Annotated in this window: 17 protein-coding genes; 10 read left to right on the top strand and 7 right to left on the bottom strand. The window is 58.6% G+C overall.

What is annotated here, in order from left to right:
• Positions 1 to 72: 72 nt before the first annotated feature.
• From AC13RC_RS05570 to AC13RC_RS05555, 4 genes are all read left to right on the top strand, one after another.
• Positions 73 to 540 carry a RidA family protein gene (locus AC13RC_RS05570; RefSeq protein ID WP_092715564.1) on the top strand — a complete coding sequence of 156 codons (468 nt, stop codon included), beginning with the start codon at positions 73 to 75 and terminating at the stop codon, positions 538 to 540.
• Positions 540 to 1,259: a glycerophosphodiester phosphodiesterase gene (locus AC13RC_RS05565; protein ID WP_112721370.1), complete on the top strand. Its 720-nt coding sequence runs from the start codon at positions 540 to 542 to the stop codon at positions 1,257 to 1,259. The genes AC13RC_RS05570 and AC13RC_RS05565 overlap by 1 nt, the downstream gene beginning before the upstream one ends.
• 122 nt (positions 1,260 to 1,381) lie before the next feature.
• A complete protein-coding gene (locus tag AC13RC_RS05560) occupies positions 1,382 to 2,569 on the top strand; it encodes a GNAT family N-acetyltransferase (protein WP_113389595.1) in 1,188 nt (395 codons plus the stop codon).
• Between the two features lie 41 nt (positions 2,570 to 2,610).
• Positions 2,611 to 3,039, top strand: a complete 429-nt coding sequence (locus tag AC13RC_RS05555; RefSeq protein WP_113389594.1) for an HIT family protein — start codon at positions 2,611 to 2,613, stop codon at positions 3,037 to 3,039.
• Positions 3,040 to 3,147: 108 nt separating this feature from the next.
• Here the strand turns inward: AC13RC_RS05555 and clpA are convergent, their stop codons facing one another.
• The 5 genes from clpA to cysE form a co-directional block, all read right to left on the bottom strand.
• Positions 3,148 to 5,682, bottom strand: coding sequence for an ATP-dependent Clp protease ATP-binding subunit ClpA (clpA, locus tag AC13RC_RS05550; protein ID WP_488556663.1), 2,535 nt, complete (start codon positions 5,680 to 5,682; stop codon positions 3,148 to 3,150).
• Between the two features lie 10 nt (positions 5,683 to 5,692).
• Complete coding sequence (clpS, locus tag AC13RC_RS05545; protein ID WP_069612294.1) at positions 5,693 to 6,046, bottom strand: ATP-dependent Clp protease adapter ClpS; 354 nt, start codon at positions 6,044 to 6,046, stop codon at positions 5,693 to 5,695.
• Positions 6,047 to 6,332: 286 nt separating this feature from the next.
• Positions 6,333 to 6,698, bottom strand: a complete 366-nt coding sequence (locus AC13RC_RS05540) for a phasin family protein (RefSeq protein WP_069612075.1) — start codon at positions 6,696 to 6,698, stop codon at positions 6,333 to 6,335.
• A 352-nt stretch (positions 6,699 to 7,050) separates the two neighbouring features.
• Positions 7,051 to 7,254: a DUF3126 family protein gene (locus tag AC13RC_RS05535; protein WP_015339784.1), complete on the bottom strand. Its 204-nt coding sequence runs from the start codon at positions 7,252 to 7,254 to the stop codon at positions 7,051 to 7,053.
• Between the two features lie 124 nt (positions 7,255 to 7,378).
• Positions 7,379 to 8,242 carry a serine O-acetyltransferase gene (gene cysE / locus AC13RC_RS05530; protein WP_113333704.1) on the bottom strand — a complete coding sequence of 288 codons (864 nt, stop codon included), beginning with the start codon at positions 8,240 to 8,242 and terminating at the stop codon, positions 7,379 to 7,381.
• A 76-nt stretch (positions 8,243 to 8,318) separates the two neighbouring features.
• On the opposite strand from cysE, the gene AC13RC_RS05525 reads away from it, so the two are divergent.
• Entirely contained in the window at positions 8,319 to 9,119 is an 801-nt protein-coding gene (locus tag AC13RC_RS05525; protein ID WP_488556662.1) for an enoyl-CoA hydratase-related protein, read from the top strand.
• Position 9,120: 1 nt separating this feature from the next.
• On the opposite strand, the gene AC13RC_RS05520 is transcribed toward AC13RC_RS05525, so the two are convergent.
• Positions 9,121 to 9,906, bottom strand: a complete 786-nt coding sequence (locus tag AC13RC_RS05520) for an alpha/beta fold hydrolase (protein ID WP_488556661.1) — start codon at positions 9,904 to 9,906, stop codon at positions 9,121 to 9,123.
• A 201-nt stretch (positions 9,907 to 10,107) separates the two neighbouring features.
• Between AC13RC_RS05520 and AC13RC_RS05515 the strand changes: the two genes are divergently transcribed.
• Positions 10,108 to 10,353 carry a zinc-finger domain-containing protein gene (locus AC13RC_RS05515; RefSeq protein ID WP_047454665.1) on the top strand — a complete coding sequence of 82 codons (246 nt, stop codon included), beginning with the start codon at positions 10,108 to 10,110 and terminating at the stop codon, positions 10,351 to 10,353.
• 29 nt (positions 10,354 to 10,382) lie between these two features.
• On the top strand, positions 10,383 to 11,546 hold the full coding sequence (locus tag AC13RC_RS05510) for an FAD-dependent monooxygenase (RefSeq protein ID WP_183812157.1): 1,164 nt from the start codon (positions 10,383 to 10,385) through the stop codon (positions 11,544 to 11,546).
• Here the strand turns inward: AC13RC_RS05510 and AC13RC_RS05505 are convergent, their stop codons facing one another.
• A complete protein-coding gene (locus AC13RC_RS05505; RefSeq protein ID WP_488556660.1) occupies positions 11,547 to 12,737 on the bottom strand; it encodes a cystathionine beta-lyase in 1,191 nt (396 codons plus the stop codon). It abuts the gene before it with no gap.
• A 372-nt stretch (positions 12,738 to 13,109) separates the two neighbouring features.
• Here AC13RC_RS05505 and AC13RC_RS05500 point away from each other — a divergent pair, with 372 nt between their 5' ends.
• From AC13RC_RS05500 to AC13RC_RS05490, 3 genes are all read left to right on the top strand, one after another.
• The gene (locus tag AC13RC_RS05500; RefSeq protein ID WP_113389589.1) at positions 13,110 to 14,135 is read left to right on the top strand and encodes an amino acid ABC transporter substrate-binding protein; all 1,026 of its coding nucleotides are present in this window, start codon (positions 13,110 to 13,112) and stop codon (positions 14,133 to 14,135) included.
• Positions 14,136 to 14,229: 94 nt separating this feature from the next.
• The gene (locus AC13RC_RS05495; RefSeq protein ID WP_069612068.1) at positions 14,230 to 15,423 is read left to right on the top strand and encodes an amino acid ABC transporter permease; all 1,194 of its coding nucleotides are present in this window, start codon (positions 14,230 to 14,232) and stop codon (positions 15,421 to 15,423) included.
• Position 15,424: 1 nt separating this feature from the next.
• Positions 15,425 to 16,639, top strand: a complete 1,215-nt coding sequence (locus AC13RC_RS05490) for an amino acid ABC transporter permease (RefSeq protein WP_183812163.1) — start codon at positions 15,425 to 15,427, stop codon at positions 16,637 to 16,639.
• The last annotated feature ends 14 nt before the right edge of the window (positions 16,640 to 16,653 follow it).

The following is a 16,653-nucleotide window of genomic DNA, read 5'->3' as shown; positions in this document are numbered from 1 at the left end:
CGATCCTAAGTGACCGAATTTAGTCTTGATGCCGGATTTTTGAAGTTTTTACAACAAAACGGGAGATGAATAATGTCCGACGCTATCGAGGGCCGCCTGAAGGAACTCGGCATCGTTCTGCCGCAAGCTGCAGCACCGGCCGCCAACTACGTTCCCTATGTCATCAGCGGCAATCTTCTCTACCTGTCGGGCCAGCTGCCGATGGAAAACGGCAAGATCGGCGTCACGGGTCATCTCGGCAAGGATGTCGATGTTGCCGGCGGGCAGCGGGCGGCCGAGCTTTGTGCCATCAATATTCTCGCCCAGGCGAAAGCTGCCCTCGGCGGCGATCTCGGCCGGATCAAGCGGCTGATCAAGCTCAACGGCTTCGTCGCCTCGACGCCCGATTTCGTCGAACAACACCTTGTGATCAACGGCGCGTCCAATCTTCTGGCAAACGTGCTTGGCGAAGCCGGCAAGCATGCCCGCGCCGCCGTCGGCATGGCCGCCCTGCCGCTCAATGCCGCCGTTGAAATCGATGCTATTCTGGAAATTGCATAATGAGCAAGCTTGCCTGGTTGACCGAGCGTCCGGTCGCTCACCGCGGCTATCATGACATGAACAAGGAAGTCTGGGAAAATACACTCTCCGCCTTCAGCCGTGCCATCGAGGCGGGCTTTGCCATCGAATGCGACCTACACTACGCCTCCGACGGCGTTCCGGTGGTCTTTCATGACGACGACCTGCAACGCGTCTGCAATCTGCCGGGCGAAGTGCGCGAACGCACCTCGGCCGAGCTCGGGCTGCTGTCGGTCGGCGGTACCAAGGACAAGATCCCGACGCTGAAGCAGCTCCTGCGGCTCTGCGACGGCAAGGTGCCGCTCGTGCTGGAGCTGAAAGGGCGCGAAGGCGATGACGATGGCTTTGCCGAATCCGTGCTCGAAGTGCTGGAAGGCTACAAGGGGCATGTGGCGCTGATGAGCTTCGATCATTGGCTGCTCAAGGACCTCAAGGCGCTGGAAGCGCCCTACCCTGTCGGACTGACGGCTGAAGGAAACAAGCCTGAGACGTTTTTTCAGCATGACGAAGCCATGCATCTTGGGCTAGACTTCATCTCGTACTTCTACGGCCACCTGCCGAACCCCTTTGTTACGGCGCAACGCCAGCGCGGTATTCCGGTCATCACCTGGACCGTGCGCGACGAAGCGGCCCGCAAACATACATTTGCCAATGCAGACCAGATGACCTTCGAAGGTTTTGATCCGCGCCTGGCCTCGTAAATCGGCATCGATTGAGAAGAGGCTTTGCGCATACCCAAATTGCCGCTGCGCCGACAGTACGCCCTTCGGGCGGATGGCGCAGCGGTGAGAGCCCCTTCTTTCCTTCCAAGCGCAAGAGTTTGATGACAGACGAATTATCCATTCGAGTCGAACGATCCTTCAAGAATATCGCCCCGGAGAGCTGGTCGAAGCTGGCCGGAGCGTCCAGAACCGGCAGCGTCCTGCCCTACAATCCCTTTGTCTCGCACGCCTTCCTCTCATCGCTTGAGGAGTCCGGTTCCGCCACCGACAAGACCGGCTGGCTCGGTAATCACCTGCTGCTGGAAACCGAAAGCGGCGAATTGCTTGGTGCCGTCGCCGGCTACCTCAAGAGCCATAGCCAGGGCGAATATGTCTTCGACCATGGCTGGGCCGATGCCTTCGAGCGTGCCGGCGGACGCTATTATCCGAAACTGCAATGCTCCATTCCCTTCACGCCCGCCACCGGGCCGCGGCTGCTGGTGGCCGAAGGGCAGGATAGGAGCGTGCTGCAGCCAGCGCTCGCCGAAAGCCTGAAGGAAGTCACGCGGCAGCTCGGCGTTTCCTCAGCGCACATCACCTTTCTGCCTGAGGAGGAAGCCTCGGTCTTCGAAGGCGACGGCTATCTGCATCGTACCGATCAGCAATTTCACTTTATCAACGAGGGCTATGCCGATCACGACGCCTTTCTGGAGACGCTGGCATCGCGTAAACGCAAGGCGCTGAAGAAGGAACGGCGCGCGGCGGTCGAGCATGGCATCACCATCGACTGGCTGACCGGCAGCGACCTGACGGAAGGCATATGGGACCAGTTCTTCGCCTTCTATATGGATACCGGCAGCCGCAAATGGGGCCGCCCCTATCTCACGCGAAAATTCTATTCGCTGATCGGCGAGCGCATGCCTGACGACATCCTGCTCGTCATGGCCAAGCGCGAAGGCCGTTATATCGCCGGCGCTATCAACTTCATTGGCGGTGAAACGCTTTACGGCCGCCATTGGGGCTGCATCGAGGACCACCCCTTCCTGCATTTCGAGGTCTGTTATCACCAGGCAATCGATTTTGCGCTGAGCAAGGGGCTGAAGCGGGTGGAAGCCGGGGCGCAGGGTGAACACAAGCTGGCACGCGGCTATCTTCCAGTGATCACGCATTCGGCGCATTACATTGGCCATCAGGGCCTGCGGCGCGCCGTTGCGGACTATCTGAAGCATGAGCGGGAACAGATAGAGGAGATGAGCGAAATTCTCACCGAGCACAGCCCCTTCCGCAAAGGCGAACGGCAAGATATCTAGCCGTATGGGATAACCATAAACGCAAGACGAGGAGATACCGGATGACCATCCCCGCCTATGACGACAACAATATCTTCGCAAAGATCCTGAAGGGCGATATTCCTTCCTATCGCGTCTACGAGGATGAGCACACGGTCGCCTTCATGGATGTGATGCCGCAGTCGCCTGGCCATACGCTTGTCGTGCCGAAGGCACCCTCGCGCAATATTTTCGATGCCGACCCGGCTGCATTACAGCAGGCAATCACTGTGGTGCAGAAGATCGCTGTCGCCGTTCGGGAAGCCTTTGATGCCGACGGCGTCTATATCGCGCAGTTTAACGAGCCGCCTGCGGGACAAACCGTCTTCCATCTGCATTTCCACGTTATCCCCCGCATCGAGGGCGTCGCGCTGAAGCCGCATTCGGGCAAAATGGAAGATGGCGCTGTATTGGCGGAAAACGCTAGAAAGATCATCGAAGCCTTGGCTTGATCCCGGCAACCTCATCTCATTTATGAGGTATTCCTTATAACCATATAAAAACGGCTGCATTGTCTCCAATGCAGCCGTTTCATTTTTCCTCAAATCACCGATCGGTGATTACTTGCGCGGAACCTTCGGAACCGTGCCGCCGCCCTTGCGCGGCGACTTGCCGTCAGGCTCGCCGCTTTCGCTCGAAGGCGAGGCCTTGGCCGAGCGGCGGCTGTCGGCTGCCGTTGCAGCCCTGCCGACGCGGCTCCGGGTCTTGACGGTGACGTCGCCGTCATCCTCTTCCACCTCAGCCGGCACATCACCCACTTCGGCTTCGGGCTTCGGCCGGATCGGAGCGGTGTCCGCGATCGCCTCGAGCAGAATGCCCATGGTGCCGTCTTCCTTCTTGCCGACCGTGACGTTGACGACGCCGCCCTTCTTCAGTTTGCCGAAGAGGATTTCGTTGGCCAACGGCTTCTTGATGTTTTCCTGGATGACGCGCGCCAGCGGACGGGCGCCCATCTTGTCGTCGTAACCCTTCTCGGACAGCCAGGCGATGGCGTCCTCGTGCAGATCGAAGGTCACGTTCCGTTCGGAAAGCTGCGCTTCCAGCTGCATGATGAACTTCTGAACGACCTTGTGGATAACGGTCGTCGGCAACGGCGCGAAGGGAATGACCGCATCCAGACGGTTGCGGAATTCCGGCGTGAACAGGCGGTTCAACGCCTCTTCGTCCTCGCCCGTACGCTTGGACGAGCCGAAGCCGATGGCGGCCTTGGCCATTTCCGAAGCGCCCGCATTGGTCGTCATGATCAGGATGACGTTGCGGAAGTCGATCTTCTTGCCGTTATGGTCGGTGAGCGCGCCATGGTCCATGACCTGCAGCAGGATATTGAAGATATCCGGATGCGCCTTCTCGATTTCGTCGAGCAGAACCACGCTGTGCGGATGCTGATCGACGCCGTCGGTCAGCAGGCCACCCTGGTCGAAGCCGACATAGCCGGGAGGTGCACCGAGCAGACGGGAAACCGTGTGACGCTCCATATATTCCGACATGTCGAAGCGCAGCAGTTCGACGCCGAGCGACGAGGCAAGCTGCTTGGCGACTTCGGTCTTGCCGACGCCGGTGGGGCCGGAGAAGACGTAGCAGCCGATCGGCTTGTTCGGTTCGCGCAGGCCGGCACGTGCCAACTTGATCGAGGTCGAAAGTGCTTCGATCGCCGTATCCTGGCCGTAGACCACAGAACGCAGTTCCTGTTCGAGGTTGGCGAGAACCATCTCGTCATCCTTGGACACCGTCTTCGGCGGAATGCGGGCCATGGTCGCAATCGTCGCTTCGATCTCCTTTTCGGTGATCAGCTTGCGGCGCTTGGACGGCGGCAGCAGCATCTGGGCCGCACCCGTCTCGTCGATCACGTCGATCGCCTTGTCCGGCAGCTTGCGGTCGGAGATATAGCGAGCCGACAGCTCGACAGCCGTCTTGATGGCGTCGTTCGAGTAGCGCAGGTGGTGATACTCTTCGAAATAGGGCTTCAGGCCCTTCATGATTTCGATGGCATCCTCAATGCTCGGCTCGTTGACGTCGATCTTCTGGAAGCGGCGGACGAGCGCCCGGTCCTTCTCAAAGAACTGACGGTATTCCTTGTAGGTGGTCGAACCGATGCAACGGATCGCACCCGAGGAAAGGGCCGGCTTCAACAGGTTCGACGCGTCCATCGCGCCGCCGGAGGTGGCGCCCGCACCGATGACGGTGTGGATCTCGTCGATGAACAGCACGGCGCCCGGATATTCTTCGAGCTCCTTGACGACCTGCTTCAGGCGTTCTTCGAAATCGCCGCGATAACGGGTGCCGGCAAGCAGCGTGCCCATATCGAGCGAGAAGATCGTTGCATCGGCCAGTGCTTCGGGAACCTTGCCCTCGACGATCCGCTTGGCAAGACCCTCGGCAATCGCCGTCTTGCCCACGCCTGGATCACCGACATAGAGCGGATTGTTCTTCGAGCGGCGGCACAGCACCTGGATGGTGCGGTTGACCTCGGAGTTACGGCCGATCAACGGATCGATCTTGCCGTTCTTGGCCTTCTCATTGAGGTTGACGCAATAGGCCTTCAGGGCGTCCTGCTGCTTCTTGCCATTACCCTCCTCCTGCTCGCCGCGGGAGGTCGGCTTGCTCTCGGATTCGCTTTCCTCGGCGCCGCGCGGCGTGCGGGTCTGGGAGGAACCCGGGCGCTTGCCGATGCCGTGAGAGATATAGTTGACCGCGTCATAGCGGGTCATTTCCTGCTCCTGCAGGAAGAAGGCAGCATGACTTTCCCGTTCCGCGAAAATCGCGACGAGGACATTGGCGCCCGTCACTTCCTCGCGGCCGGAAGATTGCACATGGATCACGGCGCGCTGGATGACACGCTGGAAGCCGGAGGTCGGCTTCGAGTCCTCATCATAGCCCGTGACCAGGTTGGAGAGTTCATTATCGACGTATTCAGTCAGAGTCTTACGGAGCGCGTCGAGATCAACATTGCACGCGCCCATGACAGCTGCGGCATCGGCGTCGTCTACCAGCGCCAAAAGCAGATGTTCCAGCGTGGCATACTCGTGATGCCGCTCGTTCGCGTAGGTCAGTGCCTGATGCAGCGCCTTCTCAAGACTAGGCGAAAATGTTGGCACGTTCAGATCCTCACTTCTTTTCCATAACACATTGCAGCGGATGCTGGTGCTGCCGGGCAAAGTCCATCACCTGGCTCACCTTCGTTTCGGCTACTTCATATGTATATATGCCGCACTCGCCCACGCCGTGGTTGTGGACATGAAGCATGATGCGGGTGGCACTTTCGAGATCCTTTTGAAAGAAACGCTCCAGGATATGGATCACAAAGTCCATGGGCGTATAGTCATCATTCAGAAGCAGCACGCGGTATAGATTGGGTTTCTTGGTTTTGGGCTTGGTGCGCGTAATCACCGAGGTCCCGCGATTTCCGTTGTCCCCGTTCCTTTCGCTATTGTTTTGCATCCGGATCGGCTCAGCGATCATTTCATTCATTCCTCAAATCATCCGGCAGAAGCTGTTGCATTCCGACTTGGCACTGGGTTGGATTCTTCACTTGGTCGGGCCGGATATCCGAACCTCTAACTTAGTTCATATTGGCGTGATTTTAAGCCCCTTGCGGGACACTGCAATCACAATTCGCTGACAAAAGGGGCTGCGGTCAAAAAAGTCGCTGCATATCGCCATGTCGGGTTCGGTGCGCCAAAACGCAAAAGACCGGCCGCGCGTAACGCAGCCGGTCCTTCTAGAAATTTTGCCTTTCGGCGAAAGTTTAAGCGGCGGTCGCCGTTGCTGCTGCCTTGCTGGCAGCCTTCGTTGCAGCCGCGACGGGCGCTTCGTAAGGCTTGTAGGCCACCTTGGCGAGATCGGCATACATTTCGCCGAGCTTGGTGGCTTCGGCAATGAAGTTTTCGTAGGAAGACTTCACATAGCTGCTCTGCAGTTCGAAGGCAGCTTCGAAGCTCTTGACGCCGGCGAGCGTTTCGAAGTGTGCAACACCATCCTGGAAAGACTTCTTGGAGTATTCAGCGGCTTCGGCAGCAATCGCCTGAAAGCCCTTGGTGACATCGGAATAGCTCTTCAGCGCCGTGTCCATGGCTTCCTTGCCCTTCTTGTTCGCTTCATCGAAATTGAACATGCTTCTCCGTCCCTTGTTGGCCGGCCGGCGGCCGGTTTACAGAGATAAAGGTTAAATGCGGCGCACAATTAGTCAAGTAGTCTTGTGCGCCGCAATATCACCTTTCGGTTGCATTTTGGATGACGGCGCGGTGTCGACAGTGATGAGTGCGCCGCATCATTCTGTTTTTCCTAATATATATCACCCCCCCTGCAACCACAGGCTTTGATTAAAATATTGGCATTTGGACAGAAAGAAGCCGAAAGAGATCAGAACGGCAGCGGAATGATCAAATTGACAAACGTCAAAGAAAAAGGCCGCATTTCAATGAAATACGGCCCAAATATTCGATCACTATACGAGATCGATATAATCAGAGATCGACGTCCAGAATAGCCATCGAGAAATTATAGGAGCGGTCGCCATCTTCGTCGTCGATATAGACGACACCCAGAAACTCTTCGCCGAGGTAGACTTCCGCAGAATCGTTCTTGCGCGGGCGGGCCTTCACCACGACCTGCGGGTTGAACGTGCGCTTGAAATAGGCGTCGAGCTTCTTGATTTCTTCGGGCTTCACAATGCTTCTCCGTGAGGATCTCTGTTGGCCGCTTCTTGCATAGGAAAAGCGGCGGTGTAAAGACCGGAACCGCGCATAGCTATCCGGCGACAGCGCAAGCCTCGGAAAATCGGACCGGAATTTCCTAGATTCCTGCACCCATGATCTGGTCAACGATCAATTGCTCGGCGAGCAGCTGATCCATCGAGCGAGAGGGCTCGGAGCACCCTGCTTCTCCGACCACCTTGGCCGGAACGCCGGCAACGGTCGTCTTGGCGGGCACCTCCTTCAGCACCACGGAGCCAGCGGCAATGCGCGAGCAATGGCCGACCTGGATATTGCCGAGGATCTTGGCCCCCGCACCGATCAGAACGCCGTGGGCGATCTTCGGATGGCGGTCGCTGCCTTCCTTGCCGGTACCGCCGAGCGTTACCCCATGCAGGATTGAGACGTTGTCGCCGATGACGGCCGTCTCGCCCACGACGAGGCCGGTTGCATGATCGAGGAATATGCCCTTGCCGATGCGTGCCGCCGGGTTGATATCGGTTTGGAAGACGCTGGAGGAGCGGCTCTGCAGATAGAGCGCGAAATCGCGGCGGCCGCGATTATGCAGCCAGTGCGCCAAACGATGTGTCTGTAACGCATGGAAACCCTTGAAATAGAGGACAGGTTCCAGGAACCGCAGGCAAGCGGGATCGCGATCATAGACTGCCTGGATATCGACACGCAGAATCGATCCCCATTCCGGCCAGTCGGCGAGCATTTCCTCAAAGGTCTGCCTCAGGAGAATAGCCTGCATATCCGGATGGTCGAGGCGCTCGCAGATGCGATAGATGACGCATTCTTCCAGCGAACGATGATTGATAATCGTCGAATAGAGGAAAGCGGCAAGGAGAGGGTCCTTTTCGGCAGCGGCGCGTGCTTCCTCGCGCATGCTGTCCCAGATCGGGTCCATGACCTTCACCGCGCCCAAGCCTTCAACCTGGCGAATATCCGTTGCTGCGACCATTGGCGGTCTCCCGATTTTCTGTCAGGGATGCATTATATAGAATAAAAGCCAGACAAGACAAATGGGTTGATCGCGCATGAATTTCGAGCATGACTTTGCCGGCGGTCTCATTCACGCGACATGCAGCGACGCGATCGGTACGATCGCCATCGGCAACCCTGGCAGAAAGAATGCCGTGACGGCTGCCATGTGGCGTGCCATCCCGCAAGCCGTGCGTATCCTGACTGATGAAGCCCATGCGCATGTTATTGTTCTGCGCGGCGCGGGCGCGGATTTTTCAGCCGGCGCCGATATCAGCGAATTCGACAGCGTGCGCAAGAATTCCGAGACCGCGGTCGCCTATGAGGCGCTGAACAGCCAGGCTTTCGAGGCTATCCGTCACTGCCGCGTGCCGACAATCGCCGCAATCCGCGGCATTTGCTATGGCGGCGGCTTCGGCTTGGCAGCGGCCTGCGATCTTCGCATAGCCGAACGAGGCGCGCGATTCTGCGTCCCCGCCGTCCGCCTCGGCATCGCCTATCCCGCCGACGCCGTGCAGGACATCGTCAACGCGCTCGGAGCCCAGATGGCCAAGGTCACACTGTTTACCGGCGCGCCCATGTCTGGCGAGAAGATGGTCGCCGCCGGCTTTCTTCTGGAGGAAATCGACGCAGAGGCATTCGATGGCGAAGTCTCCGCCCTCGCCCATGCCATCGCCGCCAATGCACCGATCGCGCTGCATGCCTCGAAACTTGCGATCCGCGCCGTCATCGAGCAGAACGGCGACCTGCTACGCGAAGCGGAAGTGATCGGCGCCGAGACATTCGACAGCGCCGATTATGCCGAGGGCCGCGCTGCCTTTGCAGAGCGGCGGAAACCACACTTCACCGGCAAGTGACTTAGCGCTGGCCGAGGCGCTGATAGAATTCGAGAACCGCCACTTTGAAGATCTTGTCGCCGACGGCGAGCATGTGATCGCGGTTCGGTATGTCGATGGCCTCGGCGTTCGGCATCAATGCGGCCAGCTCCTGGCCCGAGCCGGCGATATCGTCCTTGGTGCCGACGGCGATCAGGGTCGGCGCCTCGATCCTTGCCACATCCTCCCTCGACGCCAGATCGCGTGAGCCTTGGATGCAGGCGGCCAGCGCCTGCCGATCGCTTTTCGTCTGTTCGGCAAAGGCGCGGAACATGCGCCCGCGTGCATGGGTGACATCATCGAGCGATGGTGCCACCAGTGCATCCGCAATTGGATCCCAATCGCCGACGCCCTCGACCATGCCGATGCCGAGACCGCCGAGAACCAGCGAGCGGACGCGATCCGGATGAGCGATCGCCATAAAGGTCGAAACACGCGCACCCATGGAATAGCCCATGACATGCGCCTCGGGGATGCCCAGATGATCGAGAAGGGCGACGGCATCCTCTGCCATGATCCACGGATGGTAGACATCGGCATCATAGAGCTTGTCGCTCGAGCCGTGGCCACGGTTGTCGATGGCGATCACGCGATAGCCTGCCTCGCCGAGCGTCTTCAGCCAGCCCGGATTGACCCAGTTGGCAATCGCCGTTGAAGCGAAGCCATGAATCAGCAGCACCGGCGGGCCGCTCGGATCGCCGTCATCGAAAAAGGCAAGCTTCAATCCGTCTCTGATAAAATGGGACATCGGGGGAGCATTGAGATTCATGGCGTTGTCTTCACAAACTGGGTCCTGTTGGCGCCGGACCATATTTTATCGGCGATATCAAATGAACCCTATGCCTGCGAAAATCTCTGCCTCAAGCCGGACTTTCGCACTACACAATCGGGAAGAAGGATTATAAAGAGGGGCGACCAAGTCTGGCGCAACCATCATGCCGCTTAAGGCAAGACGCATTCGGAGATTATCATGGCCGGCCACAATATTCCCCATTTCCAGAACGACGGCGGACATCGCGTCATCGAAATCGGCGTGAAGGAATTCATGTGCACTGGCGCTTCGGTTCCCTATGATCATCCGCACATCTTCATCGACCTCGGCGATGAGAGCGAAAAGGTTTGCTCCTACTGCTCGACGCTCTATCGCTACAATCCGTCGCTGAAGGCGGATCAGACGAATCCGGCCGGCTGCGTCTTCCATTTCAAGGCCGCCTGACGCGATAGTGTCCGATCGGACATAAGAAAATGCCGATCAAAGCAGCCGCAATCATCGGCGCCGGAATAGCTGGATTGACGGCGGCTCTGGCGCTGGCGAGACACGGGATTGCCTCCGACATCTTCGAACAAGCAGAGGTGCTGACCGAAGTCGGTGCGGGCCTGCAGATTTCGCCGAATGCCTCCCGCGTCCTCGATGCGCTCGGCGTGCTCGAGGCGCTCAGACCGGTTTGGCTGGAGCCGGAGGAAGTCCGACTCGTATCCGGCTCGTCGCTGCGGCCGGTCGCCTCTATTCCCTGTGGGAAATTTGCCCGAGAGCGATGGGGTGCCCCCTATGGCGCCGCGCATCGCGCGACCCTGCAAAAGGCGCTCCTCAATGCAGTGAAGGCCAATGACTTATGCAGACTACACCTTGGCCGGCACATCGATATCAAGGACAAGCAGACACTGGAAGAGCGCGCCGGAAGGAGATACGATCTCGTCATCGGCGCGGACGGCGTGTGGTCGAAAGTGCATGCGATGGTGCCCAGTGCGCCCTCACCGCTCTTCTCCGGGAATATTGCCTGGCGCTTCTCCATTCCGCAGGCGGCGGCCCCCGCCCTGCTGGACAAGGCGAACGTCACGGCATTTCTCGGTCCTTCCAGCCACCTCGTCTGCTATCCCATCCTGGAAAATGCCGCCTTCAATATCGTCGCCATCGTCTCCGGCAGCAGCACCAGCCGCGATTGGGGTGCGACCGGCAGCAAGGCGCAACGCGAGCAGATGCTGCGCGGCTTTTCCGGCTGGAACGGCGCGATCCTGCAAATGCTGGAGGCACAGGAGCAGACAAGCTTCTGGCCGCTCTACGAGATGAAGGACGGTCGGTGGCATAATGGCCGCGATACGATCCTGATCGGAGACGCTGCGCATGCGATGATGCCGTTTGCGGCGCAAGGCGCAGCCATGGCGATCGAGGATGCCTTCGAGCTTGGCGGGCTGCTTTCTGCGCGCTCGCCGGCGGAAGCCTTCGAACTCTATGAAAAGCATCGGGCGCCACGAATTGCGCGCCTGAGGCAACGCGCCGCCTTCAATCAGTTCGCCTATCATGCCCGCGGCCCCATCCGGATCGCGCGCGACCTCGTTCTCTCCCTCCGTCCGCCGCAAAGCCTCGCGGCGGACATGGACTGGATTTATGGCTACCGCGCCATCGGTTGATCAAATCTCTTTGGCGGCGGCAAAGCCCTTTTCGATATCCGCCTTGAGATCCGGCACGTCTTCGAGACCAACCTGCAGGCGGATGACCGGCCCTTCCGTTGGGACCTTGGTGACGCGCCGGTCGTTGAGGTTGACGTGCAGGGCCAGACTTTCGAAACCGCCCCAGGAATAGCCCAGAGCGAAAATCCGCAAGGCATCGAGGAAGGCATGCGCCTTCGCCTTGAATTTCTGAGGATCGTCGACGGCCAGAACGAAGGAGAAAATCCCGCTCGCACCCTTGAAGTCGCGCTTCCAGAGTTCATGGCTGGGGAAGCTCGGCAAGGCCGGATGCAAGACGCGAGCGACCTCCTCCCTGCCCTCGAGCCACCGGGCAATCGCAAGCGCGCTTTCCTGATGACGATCCAGGCGTACGCCCATGGTACGCAGGCCGCGCAGCACCTGATAGGCGTCGTCGGGCGCCCCACAAAGGCCGAGCTGACCGTGAGCGTCCAGCAACCGCTTCCAATGCGTCTCGTTGGCGGAAACCGTGCCCATCAAAATGTCGGAATGGCCGGCGGGGTATTTCGTCACGGCATGGATGGAAACGTCAACGCCATGGTCGAGCGGCTTGAAATAGAGCGGCGTTGCCCAGGTATTGTCCATGGTCACGACGCAGCCGTGACGATGAGCCGCCGCCGAAATTGCGGGGATATCCTGCACTTCAAAGGTGTTGGAACCCGGCGATTCCGTATGGACCAGCTTGGTGTTCGGCTTCATCAACCGCTCGATATCGGCGCCAATCGACGGATCGTAATAATCGACCTCGACGCCGAGGCGCTTCAGCATGGTATCGCAGAAGAAGCGCGTGGGACCGTAGACCGAATCAACAATCAGTGCGTGATCACCGGCGGAGAGGTAGGCAAGAAGCGGCACGGTGACCGCAGCAAGCCCGGACGGCACGATGATTGTTCCCGCCGAACCTTCCAGCGCGTTCATTGCTTCGCATAGCGCATCCGTCGTCGGCGTGCCGCGCGTGCCGTAGGTATATTTCTGGTCATGCGTCTCCATAACGCGCGCATTGGGAAACAGCACCGTCGAGGCACGCACGACAGGTGGATTGACGAAGCCGTGATAGTCGAACGGCGAATTGCCGATATGGGACAAGCGCGTGTTGATGCCGGCGTTCGGCAGGTTTGTGTCTTTGTCTTTCATGTCAGGATATGCCTTTGGCGCTGTTGGAAGCTGGATTTGTGGCGACCAAGTCCGGTGGGGTCAACCCCGATCATTCCAACGCCACACATTATTAGAAGGCTAAAATAACAAAAATGGCGACCAAAACCGCATTTTCGCGCAGATTTTTGGCAAAATGCCGCTCATTTTGGCGCCAAATGCCCATTTTTCGTCCCCGAAAAGCAAAAATGCCGAATAAAACCGCAATAATTGGGGCGATCTCTTGACCGCTACACCATTTGCGACTGTGATAGCGCCACTCGCACCGAGAAAGGGAAGGAACACGGTTCTCCAGGAACCTGCTTCGGACGCGATACAGTTTAACTATAAAACTAATAGACAAAGGTAGGGAAAATGAAAAAGATTGCTCTCTCCGCATTCCTCGGAGTCGCAGCCTTGGCTTACACCGCGTCCAGCGCTTCGGCTTCGACGCTGAGCGACGTAAAGGCCAAGGGCTTCGTCCAGTGCGGCGTGAATACCGGCCTTCTCGGCTTTGCACAGCCGGACGCATCCGGTAACTGGGCCGGTTTTGACATCGACTTCTGCAAGGCTGTCGCTTCCGCTGTCTTCGGCGATCCGACCAAGGTGAAGTACACGCCTCTCAGCGCCAAGGACCGCTTCACCGCGCTGCAGTCCGGCGAAATCGACGTACTTTCCCGTAACACCACCTGGACCATCAACCGCGACACCGCGCTCGGCCTAAAATTCCGTCCGGTCACCTATTATGACGGCCAGGGCTTCATGGTTCGCAAGGAGCTGAACGTAAAATCGGCACTCGAACTTTCCGGCGCGGCAGTTTGCGTTCAGTCCGGCACGACGACCGAGCTGAACCTTGCCGACTACTTCAAGACCAACAACCTGCAATACAACCCGGTCGTCTTCGACAAGCTCGAAGAAGTCAATACGGCCTATGATTCCGGCCGTTGCGATGTCTACACCACCGACCAGTCGGGTCTCTACGCTCTGCGCCTGACGCTGAAGAACCCGGACGATAACGTCGTTCTGCCCGAAATCATCTCCAAGGAGCCGCTCGGCCCGGCCGTTCGCCAGGGTGACGATCAGTGGTTCAACATCGTCAGCTGGACGGCCTATGCGCTGGTGAACGCCGAAGAATTCGGTATCACCCAGAAGAACGTCGACGAGATGAAGAACTCGGCCAATCCGGACATCAAGCGCTTCCTCGGCGTAGAACAGGGCTCGACGATCGGCACCGACCTCGGCCTGACCAACGACTGGGCCTATAACATCATCAAGGGCGTCGGCAATTACGGCGAAGTCTTCGACCGCAACATCGGCGCAGGCAGCCCGCTGAAGATCGCTCGTGGTCTCAACGCTCTGTGGAGCAAGGGCGGCATTCAGTACGCACCGCCGGTGCGCTAAGCCGCAAAGAGCCTAGCTTTAAGAGAGAGGCGGCTTCGCCTCTCTCCCCTCAAGAAAACAAGCCTGAAACAGGCACATTGGGGAAAAATTCTATATGGCAATTACTGTAAACTCGCCTGAAGGCGGGCGCTCGGCACTATCGGCGGCGCTATACGACCCCAAAGTTCGGGGCGCCTTCTATCAGGCGCTCACGATCATCATTCTCGCGGGACTTTGCTGGTTTGTCGTCACGAACACCATCGACAATCTGCGCGCATTGAACCGCTCATTCGGTTTCGGCTTTCTCGAAGGACGCGCTGGCTTTAACCTGGGGCAAGCGCTGATTCCCTACTCCAGCGATTCGACCAATGCGACTGCCCTTCTCGTCGGCGTACTGAACACACTCCTGATTTCGGTGGTCGGCATCGTCGCGGCGACCATCGTCGGCTTCCTCATTGGCATCGGCAGGCTTTCGCATAATTGGCTGATTGCGAAACTTTCCCAGGCCTATGTCGAGATCTTCCGGAACATCCCGCCTCTGCTCGTCATCTTCTTCTGGTATAGCGGCGTTCTGGTGCTGCTGCCGCAGGCGCGCGATGCCGTGCACCTGCCCTTCTTCAGCTATCTCAGCAATCGCGGCCTCGCCTTTCCGAGCCCGATCTTCGGCGCGGGCATGTGGGCTGTCGGCATCGCCTTTCTCATCGCCATAGCCGTCGTATTTTTCGTGGCGCGCTGGGCGCACAGGCGTCAGGCGGCAACCGGCCAGCAATTCCATACGATCTGGGTGTCGATCGGCATCCTGATCGGCCTGCCGTTGCTGGTCTTCCTGGTAACGGGCATGCCGCTTTCCTTCGACTATCCCATTGCCGGCAAATTCAACCTGACGGGTGGCACGGTCATAAGTCCGGAGTTCCTTGCGCTTCTGCTTGCACTATCCCTTTATACCGCATCCTACATTGCCGAGATCGTACGCGCCGGCATTCGCGGCGTGCCGAAGGGGCAGTCGGAAGCCGCAGGCGCGCTTGGCCTTCGGGCGTCGGCCATCAACCGGCTGATCGTCATACCGCAGGCCATGCGCATCATCATTCCGCCGCTGACGAGCCAGTATCTCAATCTGATCAAGAACTCGTCGCTTGCCATCGCCATCGGCTATGCCGATCTCGTCGCCGTCGGCGGCGTGATCCTCAATCAGTCCGGCCGAGCCGTCGAAGTCGTCATCATCTGGATGATCATCTATCTCGCCTTGAGCATCGTGACATCGCTGTTCATGAATTGGTTCAACGCCAAGATGGCTCTGGTGGAGAGGTAAGATGTCGAGCGTAGATCAAAACTTCGTCAGCAAGGCGCATCTCATGGCGCAACCGGCACCCGCCAGCGAAAGGGGTGCGTGGCATTGGTTGAAAAAGAACCTCTTTGCCACGCCCAAGGACATTGTCCTCACCGTGCTTGCCATCGCCTTCCTTGCCTGGGTGATCCCGCACCTGATCAACTGGCTGTTCCTAAATGCAGTCTGGAGCGGGACCGACCGCACTTTCTGCGCTACCACTGTTCAGGGCGGAACGCAGCCGGACGGCTGGAACGCCGCGTGCTGGGCCTTTGTCCGCGCAAAATTCGCCGTCTTCATGTTCGGCCTTTATCCGCCGGACGAGCGCTGGCGGCCGATACTCGTCTACATTCTGATGATCGTCAGCTTTGCACCGTTGCTGATACCGTCCGTTCCCCGGAAGGGGTTGAACGCAATCCTGGCATTCTTTGTACTGCCGGTTATCTCTTTTTTCCTTCTGCATGGCCTGAGCATTCCAGCGATTGATTGGAATTTTTGGGATGCCCTTAATGTGAAGTTTTCCGGCGTAACCATTCTCTCCGCCGTCGAAACGGAACGATGGGGCGGCCTGCTGGTAACGCTGGTGATCGCTTTCGTCGCCATCGCAGTCTCGTTCCCGTTCGGCATCGTGCTTGCACTCGGTCGCCGTTCCAAGATGCCCGTCCTTCGCATGTTGTGCGTGACTTTCATCGAAATCATCCGCGGCGTGCCGCTGATCACGGTGCTGTTCATGGCGAGCTATATGCTGCCGCTGTTCATGCCGCAGGGCTGGACCGTCGATAAGCTGCTGCGTGCCGTGGTCGGCGTCGCGATCTTCACCTCGGCCTATATGGCCGAAGTCATTCGCGGCGGTCTGCAGGCGATACCGAAGGGCCAATTCGAGGGCGCAGATTCGCTCGGCCTCGGCTACTGGCAGAAGATGCGGCTGATCATTTTACCGCAGGCGATCAAGCTGGTCATCCCCGGCATCGTCAATACCTATATTGGCATGTTCAAGGACACATCGCTCGTCGCGATCATCGGCATGTTCGACCTGCTCGGCATCGTCCGCCAGAATTTCGCGGACGCCACCTGGGCTACTGCGGTGACGCCGGTGACGGGTCTCGTCTTTGCCGGTTTTGTTTTTTGGCTGTTCTGCTTCGGCATGTCGCGCTATTCAGGGTTTGTGGAGCGCCATCTCGACACCGGCTACAAACGATAAGAATTGAGGGAAAT

The sequence above is a fragment of the Martinezella sp. CNPSo 3890 genome (assembly GCF_057784455.1).
Note: the sequence above shows the minus strand (reverse complement) of the source record. Positions and strands in the feature narration are given on the sequence as shown.

Bases quoted from the DNA above. Each gene is read 5' to 3' on its own strand.
- AC13RC_RS05505 (WP_488556660.1), bottom strand. From the start codon at position 12,737: ATGAAAGACAAAGACACAAACCTGCCGAACGCCGGCATCAACACGCGC.
- AC13RC_RS05540 (WP_069612075.1), bottom strand. From the start codon at position 6,698: ATGTTCAATTTCGATGAAGCGAACAAGAAGGGCAAGGAAGCCATGGAC.
- AC13RC_RS05515 (WP_047454665.1), top strand. From the start codon at position 10,108: ATGGCCGGCCACAATATTCCCCATTTCCAGAACGACGGCGGACATCGC.
- clpS (WP_069612294.1), bottom strand. From the start codon at position 6,046: ATGATCGCTGAGCCGATCCGGATGCAAAACAATAGCGAAAGGAACGGG.
- AC13RC_RS05490 (WP_183812163.1), top strand. From the start codon at position 15,425: ATGTCGAGCGTAGATCAAAACTTCGTCAGCAAGGCGCATCTCATGGCG.
- AC13RC_RS05560 (WP_113389595.1), top strand. From the start codon at position 1,382: ATGACAGACGAATTATCCATTCGAGTCGAACGATCCTTCAAGAATATC.
- AC13RC_RS05570 (WP_092715564.1), top strand. From the start codon at position 73: ATGTCCGACGCTATCGAGGGCCGCCTGAAGGAACTCGGCATCGTTCTG.
- cysE (WP_113333704.1), bottom strand. From the start codon at position 8,242: ATGGTCGCAGCAACGGATATTCGCCAGGTTGAAGGCTTGGGCGCGGTG.
- AC13RC_RS05525 (WP_488556662.1), top strand. From the start codon at position 8,319: ATGAATTTCGAGCATGACTTTGCCGGCGGTCTCATTCACGCGACATGC.
- AC13RC_RS05495 (WP_069612068.1), top strand. From the start codon at position 14,230: ATGGCAATTACTGTAAACTCGCCTGAAGGCGGGCGCTCGGCACTATCG.
- AC13RC_RS05565 (WP_112721370.1), top strand. From the start codon at position 540: ATGAGCAAGCTTGCCTGGTTGACCGAGCGTCCGGTCGCTCACCGCGGC.
- AC13RC_RS05510 (WP_183812157.1), top strand. From the start codon at position 10,383: ATGCCGATCAAAGCAGCCGCAATCATCGGCGCCGGAATAGCTGGATTG.
- AC13RC_RS05555 (WP_113389594.1), top strand. From the start codon at position 2,611: ATGACCATCCCCGCCTATGACGACAACAATATCTTCGCAAAGATCCTG.
- AC13RC_RS05500 (WP_113389589.1), top strand. From the start codon at position 13,110: ATGAAAAAGATTGCTCTCTCCGCATTCCTCGGAGTCGCAGCCTTGGCT.
- AC13RC_RS05520 (WP_488556661.1), bottom strand. From the start codon at position 9,906: ATGAATCTCAATGCTCCCCCGATGTCCCATTTTATCAGAGACGGATTG.